The sequence below is a fragment of the Escherichia sp. S10b genome (assembly GCF_028421345.1).
In the GTDB taxonomy this organism is placed as follows: domain Bacteria; phylum Pseudomonadota; class Gammaproteobacteria; order Enterobacterales; family Enterobacteriaceae; genus ECMA0423.
This window is the reverse complement of the sequence record NZ_JAHZSO010000168.1, coordinates 133,076-151,621: the sequence shown is the minus strand read 5'-3', so window position 1 is coordinate 151,621 and position 18,546 is coordinate 133,076. Positions and strand designations below refer to the sequence as shown.

General features: G+C 50.8%; 18 protein-coding genes and 1 pseudogene. 9 read left to right on the top strand and 10 right to left on the bottom strand.

The genetic code is table 11. The annotated features are described in order from the left end of the window. Positions 1 to 56: 56 nt before the first annotated feature. The 4 genes and pseudogenes from FTE26_RS17425 to rbn form a co-directional block, all read right to left on the bottom strand. Positions 57 to 560 (bottom strand): YfbM family protein, encoded by a 504-nt coding sequence (locus FTE26_RS17425; RefSeq protein ID WP_000525365.1) that lies wholly within the window; start codon positions 558 to 560, stop codon positions 57 to 59. Between the two features lie 102 nt (positions 561 to 662). Next, positions 663 to 1,292 (bottom strand): annotated as a pseudogene (locus tag FTE26_RS17420) (hypothetical protein). A gap of 388 nt (positions 1,293 to 1,680) precedes the next feature. Beyond that, entirely contained in the window at positions 1,681 to 2,901 is a 1,221-nt protein-coding gene (elaD, locus tag FTE26_RS17415; protein WP_072132563.1) for a deubiquitinase ElaD, read from the bottom strand. 187 nt (positions 2,902 to 3,088) lie between these two features. Then, positions 3,089 to 4,006 carry a ribonuclease BN gene (gene rbn / locus FTE26_RS17410; RefSeq protein WP_001300687.1) on the bottom strand — a complete coding sequence of 306 codons (918 nt, stop codon included), beginning with the start codon at positions 4,004 to 4,006 and terminating at the stop codon, positions 3,089 to 3,091. 64 nt (positions 4,007 to 4,070) lie between these two features. Here rbn and FTE26_RS17405 point away from each other — a divergent pair, with 64 nt between their 5' ends. The 9 genes from FTE26_RS17405 to pmrD all read left to right on the top strand — a co-directional run bounded on the left by FTE26_RS17405 (position 4,071) and on the right by pmrD (position 12,342). Then, the gene (locus tag FTE26_RS17405) at positions 4,071 to 4,532 is read left to right on the top strand and encodes a GNAT family N-acetyltransferase (protein ID WP_000574101.1); all 462 of its coding nucleotides are present in this window, start codon (positions 4,071 to 4,073) and stop codon (positions 4,530 to 4,532) included. Between the two features lie 54 nt (positions 4,533 to 4,586). Continuing rightward, on the top strand, positions 4,587 to 4,892 hold the full coding sequence (gene elaB / locus FTE26_RS17400; protein ID WP_000070621.1) for a stress response protein ElaB: 306 nt from the start codon (positions 4,587 to 4,589) through the stop codon (positions 4,890 to 4,892). A 78-nt stretch (positions 4,893 to 4,970) separates the two neighbouring features. Then, entirely contained in the window at positions 4,971 to 6,266 is a 1,296-nt protein-coding gene (gene menF, locus FTE26_RS17395) for an isochorismate synthase MenF (protein WP_001191404.1), read from the top strand. 88 nt (positions 6,267 to 6,354) lie between these two features. After that, on the top strand, positions 6,355 to 8,025 hold the full coding sequence (gene menD, locus FTE26_RS17390; protein ID WP_001297082.1) for a 2-succinyl-5-enolpyruvyl-6-hydroxy-3-cyclohexene-1-carboxylic-acid synthase: 1,671 nt from the start codon (positions 6,355 to 6,357) through the stop codon (positions 8,023 to 8,025). Continuing rightward, positions 8,022 to 8,780 (top strand): 2-succinyl-6-hydroxy-2,4-cyclohexadiene-1-carboxylate synthase, encoded by a 759-nt coding sequence (gene menH / locus FTE26_RS17385; RefSeq protein WP_000600494.1) that lies wholly within the window; start codon positions 8,022 to 8,024, stop codon positions 8,778 to 8,780. The genes menD and menH overlap by 4 nt, the downstream gene beginning before the upstream one ends. A gap of 14 nt (positions 8,781 to 8,794) precedes the next feature. After that, on the top strand, positions 8,795 to 9,652 hold the full coding sequence (gene menB, locus FTE26_RS17380) for a 1,4-dihydroxy-2-naphthoyl-CoA synthase (RefSeq protein ID WP_000640002.1): 858 nt from the start codon (positions 8,795 to 8,797) through the stop codon (positions 9,650 to 9,652). After that, positions 9,652 to 10,614: an o-succinylbenzoate synthase gene (gene menC, locus FTE26_RS17375; protein ID WP_001255614.1), complete on the top strand. Its 963-nt coding sequence runs from the start codon at positions 9,652 to 9,654 to the stop codon at positions 10,612 to 10,614. The genes menB and menC overlap by 1 nt, the downstream gene beginning before the upstream one ends. Next, positions 10,611 to 11,966, top strand: coding sequence for an o-succinylbenzoate--CoA ligase (gene menE, locus FTE26_RS17370; protein ID WP_000577556.1), 1,356 nt, complete (start codon positions 10,611 to 10,613; stop codon positions 11,964 to 11,966). The genes menC and menE overlap by 4 nt, the downstream gene beginning before the upstream one ends. A gap of 109 nt (positions 11,967 to 12,075) precedes the next feature. Continuing rightward, positions 12,076 to 12,342 carry a signal transduction protein PmrD gene (gene pmrD, locus FTE26_RS17365; RefSeq protein ID WP_001297080.1) on the top strand — a complete coding sequence of 89 codons (267 nt, stop codon included), beginning with the start codon at positions 12,076 to 12,078 and terminating at the stop codon, positions 12,340 to 12,342. Here pmrD and arnF read toward each other — a convergent pair. From arnF to arnC, 6 genes are read right to left on the bottom strand one after another with little or no spacing between them, the layout of a single operon-like run. Then, positions 12,336 to 12,722: a 4-amino-4-deoxy-L-arabinose-phosphoundecaprenol flippase subunit ArnF gene (arnF, locus tag FTE26_RS17360; protein WP_000523005.1), complete on the bottom strand. Its 387-nt coding sequence runs from the start codon at positions 12,720 to 12,722 to the stop codon at positions 12,336 to 12,338. The genes pmrD and arnF overlap by 7 nt on opposite strands. Next, positions 12,722 to 13,057, bottom strand: a complete 336-nt coding sequence (gene arnE, locus FTE26_RS17355) for a 4-amino-4-deoxy-L-arabinose-phosphoundecaprenol flippase subunit ArnE (RefSeq protein ID WP_000638031.1) — start codon at positions 13,055 to 13,057, stop codon at positions 12,722 to 12,724. Before arnE ends, arnF begins: the two co-directional genes overlap by 1 nt. Next, a complete protein-coding gene (gene arnT, locus FTE26_RS17350; RefSeq protein WP_272457587.1) occupies positions 13,054 to 14,706 on the bottom strand; it encodes a lipid IV(A) 4-amino-4-deoxy-L-arabinosyltransferase in 1,653 nt (550 codons plus the stop codon). The genes arnE and arnT overlap by 4 nt, the downstream gene beginning before the upstream one ends. Further along, positions 14,706 to 15,596, bottom strand: coding sequence for a 4-deoxy-4-formamido-L-arabinose-phosphoundecaprenol deformylase (gene arnD / locus FTE26_RS17345; protein ID WP_000169728.1), 891 nt, complete (start codon positions 15,594 to 15,596; stop codon positions 14,706 to 14,708). Before arnD ends, arnT begins: the two co-directional genes overlap by 1 nt. Next, positions 15,593 to 17,575 (bottom strand): bifunctional UDP-4-amino-4-deoxy-L-arabinose formyltransferase/UDP-glucuronic acid oxidase ArnA, encoded by a 1,983-nt coding sequence (gene arnA / locus FTE26_RS17340; RefSeq protein WP_000860301.1) that lies wholly within the window; start codon positions 17,573 to 17,575, stop codon positions 15,593 to 15,595. The genes arnD and arnA overlap by 4 nt, the downstream gene beginning before the upstream one ends. Further along, on the bottom strand, positions 17,575 to 18,543 hold the full coding sequence (gene arnC, locus FTE26_RS17335) for an undecaprenyl-phosphate 4-deoxy-4-formamido-L-arabinose transferase (protein ID WP_000461657.1): 969 nt from the start codon (positions 18,541 to 18,543) through the stop codon (positions 17,575 to 17,577). Before arnC ends, arnA begins: the two co-directional genes overlap by 1 nt. Between the last annotated feature and the right edge of the window lie 3 nt (positions 18,544 to 18,546).

Genomic DNA, 18,546 nt, shown 5'->3' with positions numbered 1-18,546 from the left:
TGTAAGTCAGAAAGCCGCCGACATGTTCGGCGGTTTTTTTTGGCGCTCTGACACCATCACCCAACAATAACCGTCAGCGCATGATTCCCTTGTCGCAGCATACGTCGATACGCGCTAATCAGCTTTTCCATATCAAGCATGATCGAGGCAAAGAGTTGCCCCTCTAACTCTTCTGAAAAGGTCACTCCCGGATAAATCTCCATTTCATTGAGTCGCTTAATGGAAAACTGTTTACGCAGCTCACTTCGATCCAGTGATTCCAGTCGGTCGATTGTCGCGGCTAATTCCTGATTCCAGGTCAATCCCAGGAAGCCATCTATGCCATCTTCGAGGCTGTGTTCACCAAGCACGGCACGACTCAGCGGATCATTCTTCGCGGGATCAAAAGCAGAGGTGCCTGTCAGCCCAAAGTGTAAAAAATCCCAGCGTTTATCAATATCCAGTCGGCGTAATCCTGAAAGCGTGTCATGTATATTATCCATCAAAGGTTTTTCAGTAGACTCAAGCAGTTGGTTAATCTTTTCTGAGTCAATTTCTGCAAAATAACCAATCATTCCCATTTATTTTTCCTCCATTGAATTTTATGTTTCGCATCTTAAAACAGACGAGGGAAAATAAAATGTACATGTCGCTGTTTCTGGACCCGCCTCGAGAAATTTTTATTATTTACTGTTGTGTAACAAGGTTATAACACCATCTGAGCCATTTTCTGATAATTCAATCTGTCTGCTGTATCACCGGGCAAGTGGTATTGTTTATTACGATAAAAAGCGGTGTCAGTAATCATTACGGCGGGAATATCGTGTTGCCAATAATTCAGGTGGTCAGAGAAATCAATACCGGGAATAAACCATGGGGCATTCATAGAATAAACAGATAAATCCCGGGATGATAACAATGCCGTTTTTACCTGACGAACGGCGTTGATATCCTGTATTCTGCCGACCAGGCAATAAAGTCCCCCCGATCGGGATAAAGCCAGGACATTGCGGGTAAGGGTAATCCTGGCTACCAGGCGCAGAGTCGTAATAGCCAATCGGGGACGCCCTGCGCGGTAACTCTGGCACCGCTACTGACAAAGAACTCTTTTATATACTCTACGGACCTATTCAGATTATCAATATTGTCGGCATTACGTGGATGCACAGTTTGTGTAAGATAACGAACTGTTTTTTCTAATTGCTCAGGACTGACGTGTCGGGGCGTTGGCGATAATGCAGTGACCCAGGGTTGGTAAAAATAATCAGAGGGAGTGAAATCAGAAATAATATAACAAAAGGATTTTTTTTCATATATAAATTATCAATAAAAGACGTTATTTTATCATTATTTATAATGAGTTATGAGTGTTTGTTTTATTACGGTTGTTAGATCTATACAAAAAGTATCTTTTACAGTGGCTTCGCTATTTTAAAAAGGAATTCATATAAGGAAAAATATAATTATGTTATTTATTGGCAGATTGAGTTGACAGGGGGCAGAACTCTGAGGGTAAGAAAAGTCAGCAACAACAATCCACTACATCAACAGACCAGCAATCGCGTGCCGAGATACGCTGGAAATACCCGAAGATTGAACTGGCGGATGGTGTGACTGACATCAGTCAGTGATGACTGTTTAGCAAACTATGTTCGACCAGTCAGCATATTTGCTGACTGGTCGAATTGATTAACAATGATGTTAACTCACTCTTTTGCCGGATGCTCTATTTTTGGGTTGTGAGTGTTTTATTTCTAATTGTGTATAAGAAGCATTGATTCGTGCATCGCCATATTTATCTAAATAACAATTTCTGTTTACCAGTCGATGTTGAAAATCAATTTCGTACTGCTCTTCTGCTGAATATTTTTTAAATCTGTCAGCATAGTTTTTTAATAACGTATAGGGGGCGCTGTCAGAATTGCTTTCCCTTTGTTCAATCACTTCCTGGGCTGCCATGCACACAAACGCACCGCAACTTTGGCTTAAGTATTGCTGAAGATCGGCATGTAAAAATATTATCTCTGGTTCATTTAAATGAACTTTTATATTATTATTCGACATTTCTCCCATGAGTTCAGAATTAAAACTATTAATGACACGCGTAAGTGAATTTTCTTTATCATGGCCTAGTGCACGCAATGAGTTGAATATGACGCATTTTATTTGTAGTTTATTATTTTTTTTATTTACTATTTTCTGTAGCGAAACTAATATCCAGTGTCCGCCAGTATTTATGGGGAATAACTGGACTTCATTCGGCCATGATGGATCGCTCTTAATATTTTCATTGAGAGCGTCTTCCAGGTGAGTTCTGGTGGAGTAGGGGACGTAGAGACCAGTAGGATAATTGACTTGAGTATTTTTTGCATTAGCGGCGATCTTCTGAAGATAGCAAGCTATTTCATCTGTGGTTAATTGACGATTTTTATCCCAGAAGTTTGTATCATCACTCAGTTCATTATTCTCATCATTTAAAAGCACCTTTGAAAGCGACTGTTTTTCAGATATAAGAGGAATTTCATCACCGATAATTGTCATTAATTTCGAAGGGGAGAATAGCTTTTTGAACAGGAGAACATCTGAAGTATCCGGACCAGTTGGTTTAAGGTGGGAGTTGGTTGCGGTATGTGCCAAATTATATAATTTTAAACAGGCATTTTTAATAAGTCGGATAATCGATAGGGTCTCATTTGTTGGGTTTCTAACAATATGGTAAAGAATATCTTCAGCTTTTTTTCCAAATTCATCATAACCTAACGCAATATTATGCAGTAACTCAATACTTTCTTCATCTCCGGATAACGCTGTTTTTTTTAAAGACTGCAGTAATTCCTCGGTCACAGTAAATTTTTCTGCAAATGTCTGACTGAGTTGGGTTTGAGATAATTGACAATAATTGCTGACAACTGTAACCATCATGGGCTCCTTTTAGTTGCAAAGGTTGTGCTGAATGAAGATAAAAAGAGGCAACTTATTGCTCTGAATATAGTGCGTAAGGAGATGAATAAATATCAAAAATCGCTCAATATGCCCGTGTGGGTGGATATATGTAGCGCGGGTTGCGATAACAGGGCAAGTTTCGCCCTGTTTTTAATAATAAGCAGAGTTAAACGTTAAACACGGTGAAATCATTCGCTAGTTCAGTCGCCGGGAAAATTGACCTGCATTCACGTAACAGGTGCTGACAACCTTTGTCATCATAGCGCGAGCTGACGTGGGTAATGATTAGCTTACCGACTCCAGCCTCACGGGCTAGTGTCGCAGCCTGGCGTGTAGAGCTATGGCCGCGACTATTGGCTTTGGCTTCCATGGTTATATCCAGCGTCGCTTCGTGCACCATGACATCGACACCTTTAGCCAGGTCAAGTGCGGCATCGCAGGGGCCGGTATCGCCGAAAATAGCGAGCGCTTTACCTGGCACTGGAGCAGCTAAGTAATCTGCGCCGTTAATCTGCCTTCCATCTTCCAGCGTGATTGTTTTGCCCGCTTTTAATTCCTGAAACAGTGGACCAGGCGGCACGCCAGCAGCTTTTAATGCCTGGGCATTTAATGCACCCGGTTTATCATGTTCTTCAATACGATAGCCATAACATTCCAGTGGGTGTTCCAGCGGATAAGCGGTTACTTTGCGCAGGCCATCATCGAGAATTTCGCCAGCGCCAATTTCGACAATTTCCAGCGGATAATCGGTCCATGAGCCGCTAATCCGCAGCGCGGTTTCCACAAATTCACGGATACCTTGCGGACCATAAATCGTTAAGGGTTGGATAATGCCTGACATAGAACGACTGCACAGCAAGCCGGGTAAACCAAAAAGATGATCGCCATGAAGGTGACTGATAAAAATCTTGTCCAGTTTTCCAGGGTTAAAGGCTGTATGCAGTAGCTGATGCTGGGTGCCTTCACCGCAGTCAAACAACCAAAGACCGCTCTGGGTCGGATGTTGCAGGTTAAGCAATATTGCCGTGACATTGCGCGTGCGGGTTGGCACACCGGCCGAAGTACCTAAAAAAATTAATTCCATGAGTTCATCACGTTTCAAAAAATATTCCGGCTAGTATAAGGCATACATCTAAAAGGAGAGCATTATGATTGAATGGCAAGATCTGCATCACTCTAAATTATCGGTTTCCCAGCTTTATGCCTTATTACAACTGCGTTGCGCGGTGTTTGTTGTCGAGCAGAATTGCCCTTATCAGGATATCGATGGTGATGATTTGACGGGGGATAATCGCCATATTCTCGGTTGGAAAAATGATGAACTGGTGGCATATGCGAGGATTCTGAAAAGTGATGATGATCTTGAGCCGGTCGTTATAGGTCGGGTGATTGTCAGTGAAGCGTTGCGTGGCGAAAAAGTGGGGCAGCAGCTGATGAGTAAAACACTCGAAACATGTACGCATCACTGGCCTGATAAGCCTGTTTACCTCGGGGCGCAGGCGCATCTGCAAAACTTCTACCAGAGTTTCGGTTTTATCCCTGTGACGGAGGTCTATGAAGAAGATGGTATCCCACACATTGGGATGGCACGCGAGGTAATTCAGGCGTAATCAACAACCCTTGTCTATAGTTAGTGACAGGTTTTACGCAAATGGAGAACGAGAATGTCTAATCAGTTTGGTGATACACGTATCGATGACGACCTGACGCTGCTTAGTGAAACACTGGAAGAGGTGCTCCGCTCCTCTGGCGATCCCGCCGATCAGAAATATGTTGAGCTGAAAGCGCGTGCAGAAAAAGCGCTGGATGATGTGAAAAAACGGGTTAGCCAGGCTTCAGACAGTTATTACTATCGGGCGAAGCAGGCAGTTTATCGTGCTGATGACTACGTCCACGAAAAACCCTGGCAAGGAATTGGTGTGGGCGCGGCCGTTGGGCTGGTACTAGGACTGTTGCTGGCACGCCGTTAAAACCTCCCTACACCGGGGTACTGCATTTTTTTTGTAGTACCCCGTATAATGTGAGGCTTTTAACAGGGAGAGGTCCGCGTGCAATCACTTACTACGGCGCTGGAAAATCTACTGCGCCATTTGTCGCAAGAGATTCCGGCGACACCCGGCATTCGGGTTATCGATATTCCTTTCCCTCTCAAAGACGCTTTTGATGCCTTGAGCTGGCTGGCCAGTCAGCAAACGTACCCGCAATTCTACTGGCAACAACGTAATGGTGATGAAGAAGCTGCCGTCCTGGGCGCGATTACCCGTTTTACGTCGTTGGACCAGGCACAACGTTTTCTTCGCCAGCACCCGGAACACGCCGACTTACGCATTTGGGGGCTGAATGCTTTTGACCCGTCGCAGGGCAATTTACTTTTACCCCGCCTGGAATGGCGACGCTGTGGCGGTAAAGCCACGCTGCGGCTGACGCTATTCAGCGAAAGCTCCCTTCAGCACGATGCGATTCAGGCAAAAGAATTTATCGCCACACTGGTGAGTATCAAGCCCTTGCCTGGGTTACATTTAACCACCACGCGAGAACAACACTGGCCGGACAAAACGGGCTGGACGCAATTAATCGAACTGGCAACGAAAACCATCGCCGAAGGTGAGCTCGACAAAGTGGTGCTCGCTCGGGCAACTGACCTGTATTTCGCAAGTCCGGTCAACGCGGCGGCGATGATGGCTGCCAGTCGTCGACTGAATCTGAATTGCTACCATTTTTACATGGCCTTTGATGGCGAAAATGCTTTTCTTGGCTCTTCACCGGAACGGTTATGGCGGCGGCGTGACAAAGCGCTGCGTACTGAAGCGCTGGCGGGAACAGTAGCAAATAATCCTGATGATAAGCAGGCGCAGCAGTTAGGAGAGTGGCTGATGGCGGATGATAAAAACCAGCGCGAGAACATGCTGGTGGTGGAAGATATCTGCCAACGATTACAGGCCGATACCCAGACGCTGGATGTTTTACCGCCGCAGGTACTGCGTCTGCGTAAAGTGCAGCATCTTCGCCGCTGTATCTGGACTTCACTCAACAAAGCGGATGATGTGATCTGTTTACATCAGTTGCAGCCAACGGCAGCAGTTGCTGGCTTACCGCGCGATCTGGCGCGACAGTTTATCGCCCGTCACGAACCGTTCACCCGAGAATGGTACGCCGGTTCTGCGGGCTATCTCTCATTACAACAAAGCGAATTCTGCGTTTCCCTGCGCTCAGCAAAAATTAGCGGCAATGTCGTGCGATTATATGCTGGCGCGGGCATTGTCCGTGGTTCCGACCCCGAGCAAGAGTGGCAGGAAATCGACAACAAAGCGGCAGGGCTGCGTACTTTATTACAGATGGAATAGTAATGAGTCGCATCATTACCGATTCATATCAATAATCTATTTTTGTAGCTCCTTATACTTAGCCGCAATATTGATACCGGACAAACTCATGTCAGTAAGCGCATTTAACCGACGCTGGGCGGCGGTCATTCTGGAAGCATTAACGCGTCACGGCGTCAGACACATCTGTATCGCCCCTGGCTCGCGTTCTACACCGTTAACGTTAGCGGCGGCGGAGAATTCCACATTCATTCACCACACCCATTTCGATGAGCGTGGACTGGGACATCTGGCGCTGGGGCTGGCGAAAGTCAGCAAGCAGCCGGTGGCGGTGATTGTGACCTCCGGCACGGCGGTAGCAAATCTCTATCCGGCACTGATTGAAGCTGGGTTAACCGGAGAAAAACTGATCCTGTTAACCGCCGATCGCCCGCCGGAGCTAATTGACTGCGGCGCGAATCAGGCAATTCGCCAGCCGGGAATGTTCGCCTCTCACCCCACGCACAGTATTTCATTGCCGCGCCCGACCCGGGATATCCCCGCACGTTGGCTGGTTTCTACCATCGACCACGCTCTCGGTACGCTTCATGCGGGGGGAGTCCATATCAACTGCCCGTTTGCTGAACCGCTGTATGGCGAAATGGACGATACCGGGCTTAGCTGGCAACAGCGTCTGGGTGACTGGTGGCAGGACGACAAACCGTGGCTGCGTGAAGCGCCTCGTCTGGAAAGTGAAAAACAGCGCGACTGGTTCTTCTGGCGACAAAAGCGCGGCGTGGTGGTTGCCGGGCGCATGAGTGCGGAAGAGGGCAAAAAAGTTGCCCTGTGGGCGCAAACTCTTGGCTGGCCGCTGATTGGCGATGTGCTGTCACAAACCGGGCAGCCGCTGCCGTGTGCCGATCTTTGGTTAGGCAATGCCAAAGCGACCAGCGAGCTGCAGCAGGCGCAAATTGTGGTGCAACTGGGAAGCAGCCTGACGGGCAAACGGCTCCTGCAATGGCAGGCAAGCTGTGAACCAGAAGAGTACTGGATTGTTGATGACATTGAAGGGCGACTTGATCCGGCACACCATCGCGGACGTCGCTTAATTGCCAATATTGCCGACTGGCTGGAGCTGCATCCGGCAGAAAAACGCCAGCCCTGGTGCGTTGAAATCCCGCGCCTGGCGGAACAGGCAATGCAGGCGGTTATTGCCCGCCGTGATGCGTTTGGCGAAGCGCAACTGGCGCATCGCATCTGCGACTATCTGCCTGAACAGGGGCAATTGTTTGTTGGTAACAGCCTGGTGGTACGTCTGATTGATGCGCTTTCGCAACTTCCGGCAGGTTACCCGGTGTACAGCAACCGAGGGGCCAGCGGTATCGACGGACTGCTTTCGACCGCCGCAGGCGTTCAGCGGGCAAGCGGCAAACCGACGCTGGCGATTGTGGGCGATCTCTCCGCACTTTACGATCTCAACGCGCTGGCGTTATTGCGTCAGGTTTCTGCGCCGCTGGTATTAATTGTGGTGAACAACAACGGCGGGCAAATTTTCTCGCTGTTGCCAACGCCGCAAAGCGAGCGTGAGCGTTTCTATCTGATGCCGCAAAACGTCCATTTTGAGCACGCCGCCGCGATGTTCGAGCTGAAATATCATCGTCCGCAAAACTGGCAGGAACTTGAAACGGCATTTGCCGACGCCTGGCGCACGCCAACCACCACGGTGATTGAAATGGTGGTTAACGACACCGATGGTGCGCAAACGCTCCAGCAACTTCTGGCGCAGGTAAGCCATTTATGATCCTGCACGCGCAGGCAAAACACGGAAAACCAGGTTTACCCTGGCTGGTGTTTTTGCACGGTTTTTCCGGCGATTGCCACGAATGGCAAGAAGTGGGCGAGGCGTTTGCCGACTACTCACGGTTGTATGTTGATCTCCCAGGTCATGGTGGTTCGGCGGCGATTAGCGTCGATGGATTTGATGATGTCACCGACTTACTGCGTAAAACCTTGGTTAGTTACAACATACTTGACTTCTGGCTGGTGGGGTACTCGCTTGGCGGACGGGTGGCGATGATGGCGGCTTGCCAGGGGCTGGCGGGGCTTTGTGGAGTTATTGTCGAAGGCGGGCATCCGGGGCTGCAAAATGCTGAACAACGTGCGGAACGTCAGCGTTCCGATCGCCAATGGGCGCAGCGTTTTTGCACAGAACCGTTAACGGCGGTATTTGCCGACTGGTATCAACAGCCTGTTTTTGCCTCGCTCAATGACGATCAACGCCGGGAGCTGGTGGTGCTGCGCAGCAACAATAATGGCGCAACCCTTGCCGCCATGCTGGAGGCGACTTCTCTCGCCGTCCAGCCTGATTTACGTGCTAACCTTAGCGCCCGCACATTTGCGTTTTATTATTTATGTGGTGAACGTGACAGCAAATTCCGCGCCCTGGCGGCGGAACTGGCTGCCGACTGCCATGTCATTCCTCGCGCCGGACATAACGCGCATCGGGAAAATCCCGCTGGCGTAATCGCAAGTCTGGCGCAGATCTTGCGTTTCTGACTAAAGGACACAATATGATTTATCCTGATGAAGCAATGCTTTACGCACCGGTTGAATGGCACGACTGCTCCGAAGGCTTTGAGGACATTCGTTATGAAAAATCCACCGACGGTATCGCAAAAATCACCATTAATCGTCCGCAGGTGCGCAATGCCTTCCGTCCTCTGACGGTAAAAGAGATGATCCAGGCACTGGCAGATGCGCGTTATGACGACAACGTCGGCGTGATCATTCTGACTGGCGCAGGCGATAAAGCGTTCTGCTCCGGCGGTGACCAGAAAGTGCGTGGCGATTACGGCGGCTATAAAGATGATTCCGGCGTACATCACCTGAACGTGCTGGACTTCCAGCGTCAGATCCGTACCTGTCCGAAACCGGTTGTCGCGATGGTGGCTGGCTACTCCATCGGCGGCGGTCACGTTCTGCACATGATGTGCGACCTGACTATCGCGGCAGATAATGCCATCTTCGGTCAGACTGGCCCGAAAGTCGGTTCCTTCGACGGCGGCTGGGGCGCTTCCTACATGGCTCGTATCGTCGGGCAGAAAAAAGCGCGAGAAATCTGGTTCCTGTGCCGTCAGTACGACGCAAAACAGGCGCTGGATATGGGCCTTGTCAACACCGTGGTACCGCTGGCGGATCTGGAAAAAGAAACCGTCCGTTGGTGCCGCGAAATGCTGCAAAACAGCCCGATGGCGCTGCGCTGCCTGAAAGCTGCGCTGAACGCCGACTGTGACGGGCAGGCGGGGCTGCAAGAGCTGGCGGGCAACGCCACCATGCTGTTCTACATGACGGAAGAAGGTCAGGAAGGTCGCAACGCTTTCAACCAGAAACGTCAGCCTGATTTCAGCAAATTTAAACGGAATCCGTAATGCGTAGCGCGCAGGTATACCGCTGGCAGATCCCCATGGACGCGGGGGTGGTTCTGCGCGACAGGCGGTTAAAAACCCGCGACGGGCTGTACGTTTGCCTGCGTGAGGGCGAGCGCGAAGGGTGGGGGGAGATCTCCCCACTGCCGGGCTTCAGCCAGGAAACCTGGGAAGAGGCGCAAAGCGTGCTGCTTGCCTGGGTAAATAACTGGCTGGCAGGCGATTGCGAGCTACCGCAGATGCCTTCCGTTGCCTTTGGCGTAAGCTGTGCATTGGCGGAGCTGGCAGATACGCTCCCGCAGGCGGCCAATTACCGTGCGGCACCACTGTGTAATGGCGATCCTGACGATCTGATCCTCAAACTTGCTGATATGCCAGGCGAGAAAGTGGCGAAGGTCAAAGTGGGATTGTACGAAGCCGTGCGCGACGGCATGGTGGTTAATCTGTTGCTGGAGGCAATTCCGGATCTGCATTTGCGTCTTGACGCAAATCGCGCCTGGACACCGCTGAAAGGCCAGCAGTTTGCCAAATATGTTAACACGGATTATCGCCACCGCATCGCGTTTCTCGAAGAGCCGTGCAAAACCCGCGATGATTCGCGAGCGTTTGCCCGTGAAACCGGCATTGCCATTGCCTGGGATGAAAGCCTGCGCGAGCCGGATTTTGCCTTTGTGGCTGAAGAGGGCGTGCGCGCGGTAGTTATCAAACCCACGCTCACGGGCAGTCTGGAGAAAGTACGCGAGCAGGTACAGGCGGCGCACGCGCTGGGGCTGACGGCGGTGATCAGTTCTTCCATTGAATCGAGCTTAGGCTTAACGCAACTGGCGCGGATTGCCGCCTGGTTAACGCCGGACACCATTCCAGGGCTGGACACGCTGGATCTGATGCAGGCGCAGCAGGTACGTCGCTGGCCGGGTAGCACGCTGCCTGTCGTGGAAGTTGATGCACTGGAGCGGTTGTTATGATCTTCTCTGACTGGCCGTGGCGTCACTGGCGGCAAGTGCGGGGAGAAGCCATCGCCTTACGTCTTAATGACGAGCAACTTAACTGGCGCGAGCTTTGTGCTCGCGTCGATGAATTAGCCTCAGGCTTTGCGGCGCAGGGCGTTGTTGAGGGCAGCGGCGTGATGTTGCGGGCGTGGAATACGCCGCAAACGCTGCTCGCCTGGCTGGCGTTACTGCAATGCGGGGCGCGGGTGTTGCCCGTGAACCCTCAGCTGCCGCAACCGTTGCTTGAAGAATTGCTGCCCAATCTGACGCTGCAATTTGCGCTGGTGCCGGATGGGGAAAACACGTTTCCGGCGTTAACGTCGCTGCACATTCAGCGGGTTGAAGGCGCACATGCCGCTACGTGGCAGCCGACGCGTCTGTGCTCAATGACGTTGACCTCGGGTTCTACCGGGTTGCCGAAAGCCGCTGTCCATACTTATCAGGCCCATCTTGCCAGTGCCGAAGGGGTGTTATCGTTGATTCCGTTTGGCGATCACGATGACTGGTTGCTCTCTTTACCGCTGTTTCACGTCTCCGGTCAGGGAATTATGTGGCGCTGGTTATACGCTGGTGCGCGGATGACGGTGCGTGATAAACAGCCATTGGAGCAAATGCTGGCAGGCTGTACTCACGCTTCACTGGTGCCAACACAACTCTGGCGTTTGCTGGTTAACCGCAGTTCCGTTTCCCTGAAAGCGGTGTTACTTGGCGGCGCGGCTATCCCGGTCGAGTTGACGGAACAGGCGCGCGAGCAGGGGATTCGTTGCTTTTGCGGCTATGGTCTGACCGAGTTTGCCTCCACGGTGTGTGCGAAAGAAGCCGACGGCCTGGCAGACGTTGGTTCGCCGCTGCCGGGTCGGGAAGTGAAAATCGTTAATAATGAAGTGTGGCTGCGGGCTGCCAGTATGGCAGAAGGTTACTGGCGTAACGGGCAACTGGTTTCACTGGTTAATGACGAAGGCTGGTACGCTACGCGCGATCGCGGTGAGATGCATAATGGCAAGCTGACCATTGTCGGACGTTTAGACAATCTGTTCTTCAGTGGCGGTGAGGGTATTCAGCCGGAAGAAGTCGAGCGTGTTATTGCTGCACATCCTGCGGTTTTGCAGGTGTTTATCGTTCCCGTTGCCGACAAGGAGTTTGGTCATCGGCCGGTAGCGGTGGTGGAGTATGACCAGCAAACCGTTGATCTTGGCGAATGGGTGAAAGATAAGCTGGCTCGTTTTCAACAACCGGTGCGCTGGCTGACTTTACCGCCGGAGCTTAAAAACGGCGGTATTAAAATTTCACGTCAGGCGCTAAAAGAGTGGGTGCAACGTCAGCAATAATTAACCCTCCGTTTCACTTCTCATTTCTGCCATTCCATTGCCGTTGATAAAGAGTTTATCTGTTAATCTGTAAATTGATGTGAAAACTCTTAGCAAACAGGATAATGCAATGGAATGGCTGGTCAAAAAATCGTGCTGCAATAAACAAGATAACAGACATGTACTTATGCTCTGCGATGCTGGCGGCGCGATAAAAATGATCGCCGAAGTGAAGAGTGACTTCGCCGTGAAAGTGGGGGATTTACTCTCGCCTTTGCAGAATGCGCTTTATTGTATTAATCGTGAAAAGCTGCATACGGTGAAAGTCCTCTCGGCAAGCAGTTATAGCCCCGATGAGTGGGAACGGCAGTGTACAGCGGCAGGGAAAACTCAGTAACGTTGTTTTGTCGTGGGCAGGAAAATCAGCATCAACCCGCTCATAATACAGGCTACTCCCAGTAGTGCTTTCAGCGAAAAAGTCCCTTCCCAGCCGGGAAGTACCATTGAAGCAATCCATACCAGCACATAACTCATACTGAGCAAGGCATAGGCTTTGCTTAGCGCAAGTTTATGTAGCGTTTTATACCAACAAAAAACGGAAAGCAGATAACCCAGCAGCCCGAGTAACAGTATCCGGGCATCCAGGCCAAAAGCTAACAGAGCCGCGATAAAATCCCATAAGTGCGTCATCGGCGGCAGATGACTTGCCGCAAAACCCAGACTTAATTGCGCAACTGAGGCAATAATGACGCTGAATAATCCCCATATCAGGCCCATTACACCGTACTCCCGAGGATCACAATGCCACCAATAATGAACGCCACCCCACACCAGTGACGCGGCGATACCGGTTCGTGCCACAGTTTTACTGCAGCCAGCGTCACCCAGACAAAATTCAGACTTAACATCGGGTAGGCAATGCCTACCGGTACGTTCTGCAAGACCAGCAGCCAGAGCACCATGGCAAGACCAAGACAAGCCAGCGCCAGTCCCAGCCACAGCACGATATGTTTGCGCCGTTTGTTTATCGCCACAAAGCAGGTTGCCTGTTTCTGACACAACTGCCCGGCAACGCTAAGCAAGCTGGCAAAGACTAATGTTAGCCAGATCATTTGGGACGATACTGAATCAGCACCAGACGCTCCTGACGATCGATGGCATCTGCGGGCGGAATGGCGAGACTGTTGATATCTTCATCGCGGTCAACCGAAAGCACGAGAGTAATAATCCCCTCCTGACGATGTTGATTAAGCCAGTTTGCGAACTCATCACCGCTGACAAATCTCCCTTTCGCATCCGGATAATTAAGGCCGTATTTCAACTCACCTGTCTGGCGATACATGATGATGTCATCGCGTTCCAGGCTCCATGCCAGACCTGCGGCAACACCGACGCTATCAGTAAGAATATAGCGGCTTGGCTGAAGTGATTCTTGTGTCATCTCGACAAAAAATTGCGGATGTTTTCCTTCCATAACTCTGTCAGGAATTGAAAATCCTACCAGCAACGCCAGCCCCAGCGGGCAAAGCGCGGCAAAAGGCCAGGTCTTTTCGACGTTTGTTAAGGTGTACCAGCCGAAAAATGCCCATAGCGAAAAAATCGACCAGGCACAAAAGACTTTATAGCTCTCGAAGGTTTGCCACACCGGCGTGTTCATTGGTCCCCACGGGGAGACCACAAATGTGGCAATAATGCCAGTGACGCCAAAAGCGATGTTAATCCAGCCATTAATCCGCAGCGCCAGAGGATTATTTTTTGCTGCCAGCAAAGCGTAATGCGCCATCAGCATTGCCAGAGATGCAAAGCAGGAAAGAATATAGGTGGGCAATTTACCTTTAGCGACGGAGAAAAACAGCAGCGGCATTATCGTCCAGCTCAACAAATAGACGGTTGCGGAATGCTTGCGGTTTTTCCAGCCTGTGTACAGTGCACCGGGGAGTAATCCCAGCCACGGCAGGCTACCGGCAATGATGACCGGCACGTAGTACCAGAACGGAGCTCTATGTTGGGCATCATCCAGTGCAAAGCGTTGAATATGCTCAACCCAGAAAAAATAGTGCCAGAAGTCAGGCTCCCGCTGCGATATCGCCAGTCCCCAAGGGAGAACCGTCAGTACGCAACTGATAACCGCCAGCCAGCCGTAAATAAAGAGATCTTTCCAGCGTTTTTGCGTCGCTACCCATGGCAGCACGCTTAATACCGGCACGGCAAGGGCGAGAAAACCTTTGGTCATCACCCCCATGCCGCAGGTGATTCCCAGCAGTAAAAATCCTGCGCTTTTGCCTTTCCACGTCTGTGCCTGCATTGCCAGCCAGAAGCTGCACATTCCCGCCACCAGCCAGAATGCAATAAACGGATCGAGCACGGCATAAGTGCCGATGGCATAGACAATAAACAATGAGAGATAAATTACTGTGGCGAGTAGAGCCAGACGTTTATCGCGCCATAAGCGCAGAGTAAACCAGGTCACCAGCGCGGCAGTTAACAGGGTCGCAAAGATAACGCCTGCCCGCACACCAAAGTTATTCGCGCCAAATAGCCATTGCCCAATGCTGTTAATCCAGTATCCGGCAATGGGTTTTTCGAAATAACGTAGCCCTAACAGATGGGGCACAATCCAGTCGCCGGATGCCAGCATTTCTCGACTGATTTCCGCATAACGCGTTTCATCGGGTTGCCAGAGCAGACGCGTGCTGATCGGTAACAGGTAATAGCAGGCAATAAACGCGAAGAGGCCGATAAGGTAACGTACCGATTTCATCAGCGACTACCCGCAATTTGTTGGCAACCCAGCCAGCCTTCACGTCCGGCAATATTTCCGCGAACAACTTGTCCGAGCGGCAACGTCTCTGATAACAGTTCGCTTAAAGGGCAAAATGTCACGCCTTCCTGAGCTGCGCGTTTGAGGAGATCCACAAAATTATGCTGATAAGCGCAGCCTTCAACTTCTGCATGAATGGTATAAACCGGCGTGCCTTTATCTCGCAGGATGCGGTTGAGTAACCAACCGTTAAAATCTTCTGCTTTCACATCCCGACCAATCACTTCATCCCAGGTGGGTAAGGTCACCGGAATTTGCGCAGTGCCAGGGTTTCCTGATTCGAGCAATGGACGGAACGGCATGGCCCCACGACAATCGCTGTTGTAGCGCAAATGGAACGCTTCTTTTGCTTCGATCACCTTCTGGTCGGCACGCCAGCCCGCAGCGGCAGAACAGGTTACCGGTTGACCGATAATCTCTTCCAGAGTGCGAAGACCGCGTGCAATATCGTCGATCATTGTTTGCCGATCCCAGTTACCGCTACGGGCTTGCCAGGCATGGTGATCCCAGGCGTGCAGGCCGACTTCGTGATGTTTAGCCGCTTCACGAATGATATCGGCATTGGCATGACCAATCTCTTTACCTGGCCAGGCCGTACCTGCCAGTAAAATATCCCAGCCATAAAGCGATGCCGCATTTGAGCGCAGCATCTTCCACAAAAACTGTGGCTTCACCAGTCGCCAGAGATGGCGGCCCATATTGTCCGGGCCGACGCTGAAAAAAATGCTGGCCTGAATATTATGCTTACTCAAGATTTCCAGCAGACGCGGCACGCCTTCACGGGTGCCACGAAAGGTATCGACATCAATGCGTAAGCCTACTTTGGTCATGATGGTTTATCCGTAAGATCAACGGTGCGCAGGAAGAAATCCAGCGTTTCGTCGATGGTTTCCTGCATATCAATTTTCGGCTCCCAGTCCAGGCAGCGGTGGGCATTGCGGATGCTCGGTTTACGATGCTCTACGTCCTGATATCCTTTGCCGTAGTAGCTGCTACTTTCGACAACGCGAAAGCCCGCAAACGGTGGGAAATGATGGCGCAGCGGATGTTTTTCGAAGCTCGCCAGCAGCATCTCGCCCAGTTCCTCAATGCTCGCTTCGTTCTCAGGATTGCCAATGTTGATAATTTCACCGTCGCAGCGATTTCCCGCATTTTCGATAATGCGGTATAACGCCTCGATACCATCGCGAATATCAGTAAAGCAGCGTTTTTGTTTTCCGCCATCAATCAGCTTAATCGGTGAACCTTCTACCAGATTGAGAATGAGTTGCGTAATAGCGCGGGAGCTGCCAATTCGCGCTGCATTAAGGTTATCCAGTCGTGGTCCCATCCAGTTAAACGGGCGGAAGAGGGTGAACTGTAAACCCTCTTTTTCGCCATAGGCCCAGATAACCCGATCAAGTAATTGTTTTGACACCGAATAAATCCAGCGTGGTTTATTCACCGGGCCGACGATTAAATTAGAATGGTCCTCATCGAAGTATTTATCGCTACACATCCCATAAACTTCTGAAGTTGACGGGAAGATGATTCGCTTACGGTACTTCACGCAGTAGCGGATAATGCGCAGATTCTCTTCAAAATCGAGTTCAAATACGCGCAGCGGGTTGCGGGTATATTCAATCGGCGTGGCTATCGCCACCAGCGGCAAGACGACATCACATTTTTTGACATGATACTCAATCCATTCGGAATGAATACTGATATCGCCTTCAACAAAGTGAAAATGCGGATGATTCAGAAAACGGCTTATCGCATCGCTGCCAATATCCAGACCGTAAACTTCATAATGATCTTCGCGCAGCAGGCGTTCTGTCAGATGGTTGCCAATAAAGCCATTCACCCCGAGGATGAGTACCCGGGTACGGCGTCGGGCGGTGCAGGCAGGCTGGCTATTCAAGCGTGAACCTTGCACCAGGCCCAGCGTCTGCGCTAATTGCGAGCCCTGCATAGTAATGCCGTCGCCCGCCTGTCCGGTGACGATTTCCAGCGCGCCATCGCCACAGGCAATCAGCAGTGGCGCAACAGAAATCACGCTCCCCGGCTGTGCTTTGCTGGCATGAGGATGAACACGCGACGACCAGACGGTGAATTTCTGATTGCCAACATAGCTGAAGGCACCCGGCCACGGATCGGCAACGGCACGTACCATGTTGTGCAGTACGGATGCCGGTTTATGCCATTCAAGGAAACTGTCATCCGGCGTTCTGCGACCAAAACAGGTGGCTTCGTTTTCGCGCTGGGCGATTTCCAGAATATTACCGTGTTTAATGGCGGGTAATGTCTGTTCCAGTAGCTGGCGCGCGGCATGGCACAATTTATGATGCAGCGTAATAGCGATATCGTCTGGCGCAATGGCAATGCGCAGTTGCGCCACAATGGCCCCGGCATCGGCACGTTTCACCATTCGGTGCAATGTAACGCCAGTTTCCGTTTCACCGTTGACCAGCACCCAGTTCAGCGGCGCGCGACCACGATATTTTGGTAACAGCGAACCATGCAGATTAAATGCACCTGCGGGAGCGAGCTGCAAAATTTCGTCGCAAATAAGATGGCGATAATAAAAAGAGAAAATCACATCTGGCGACAGTTGGGCAATGCGTTCCACCCACAGCGGATGATTAACGTCATCCGTCGCATAAACCGGAATGCCTCTTTCCGCTGCCAGACGAGCCACCGAACCATAAAAGGCTTTTTCACCGGGATTATCGGTATGGGTAAAAATGGCGCTAATTTCGTAACCGGCAGCCAGCAGAGCTTCAATACCGAGGCATCCCATATCGTGGTAGGCAAAAACGACGGTTTTCATTATTCATTTTCCTTGCTGGATGGACGGATAACTTGCTGAACAAAATAGCGGGGGCGGGCGCGGACATCGGTGTAGATCCTGCCGATATATTCACCGAGTAATCCCATGCCGATAAACTGAGCGCCAATAAAAGTAAACAGCACGGCAAATAGCATAAAGACGCCTTCTGCCGCCCATTGTGGTCCGAAGGTCAGGCGTAAAATCACCAGCAGCACCGCAATGCTAAAACCTCCAATCGCAATAATGCTGCCGAGCAGACTCAGCATACGTAGCGGCGTTGTGGTAAGGCAGGTCACCAGGTCGTACATCAAATTAATCAGGCGCATAAAACTGTATTTGGATTCACCAAACTCACGCTCGGCATGATGTACTGGAATTTCAATGGCACGGCGGGCGAAGATATTCGCCAGAATCGGGATAAAGGTGCTACGTTCATGGCAGTGCAACATCGCATCGACAATATGACGGCGATAGGCGCGCAGCATACAACCGTAGTCACCCATCGCTTTGCCGGTGGTGCGCTGAATAAGCCGGTTAATCATCTTCGAAGCTGTTTTACGAAACCAGCTGTCCTGGCGGTTCTGGCGTACAGTCCCTACCACGTCGTAACCTTCATCGGCTTTTGCCACCAGGCGGGGGATTTCTTCTGGCGGATTCTGGAGATCGGCATCAAGGGTAATAATTAAGTCGCCGGTAACGTGACTGAATCCCGCCATAATCGCTGAATGTTGCCCGTAATTGCGGTTAAGCAAAATAGACACAATATGGCTGTTCTCCGCTTGTGAGGCTTCGACCAGCATATGCGCGGAATTATCGCTACTGCCGTCATCAATCAGCAGGATCTCATACTCTTTCCCCAACGATTCACAGGCTGTGGTGGTGCGCCTGATTAATTCCGGTAAGCTTTCCTGCTCGTTATAAACGGGAATAACCACCGAGACTTTCTTAACAGGGTGGATTTCAAACATGGC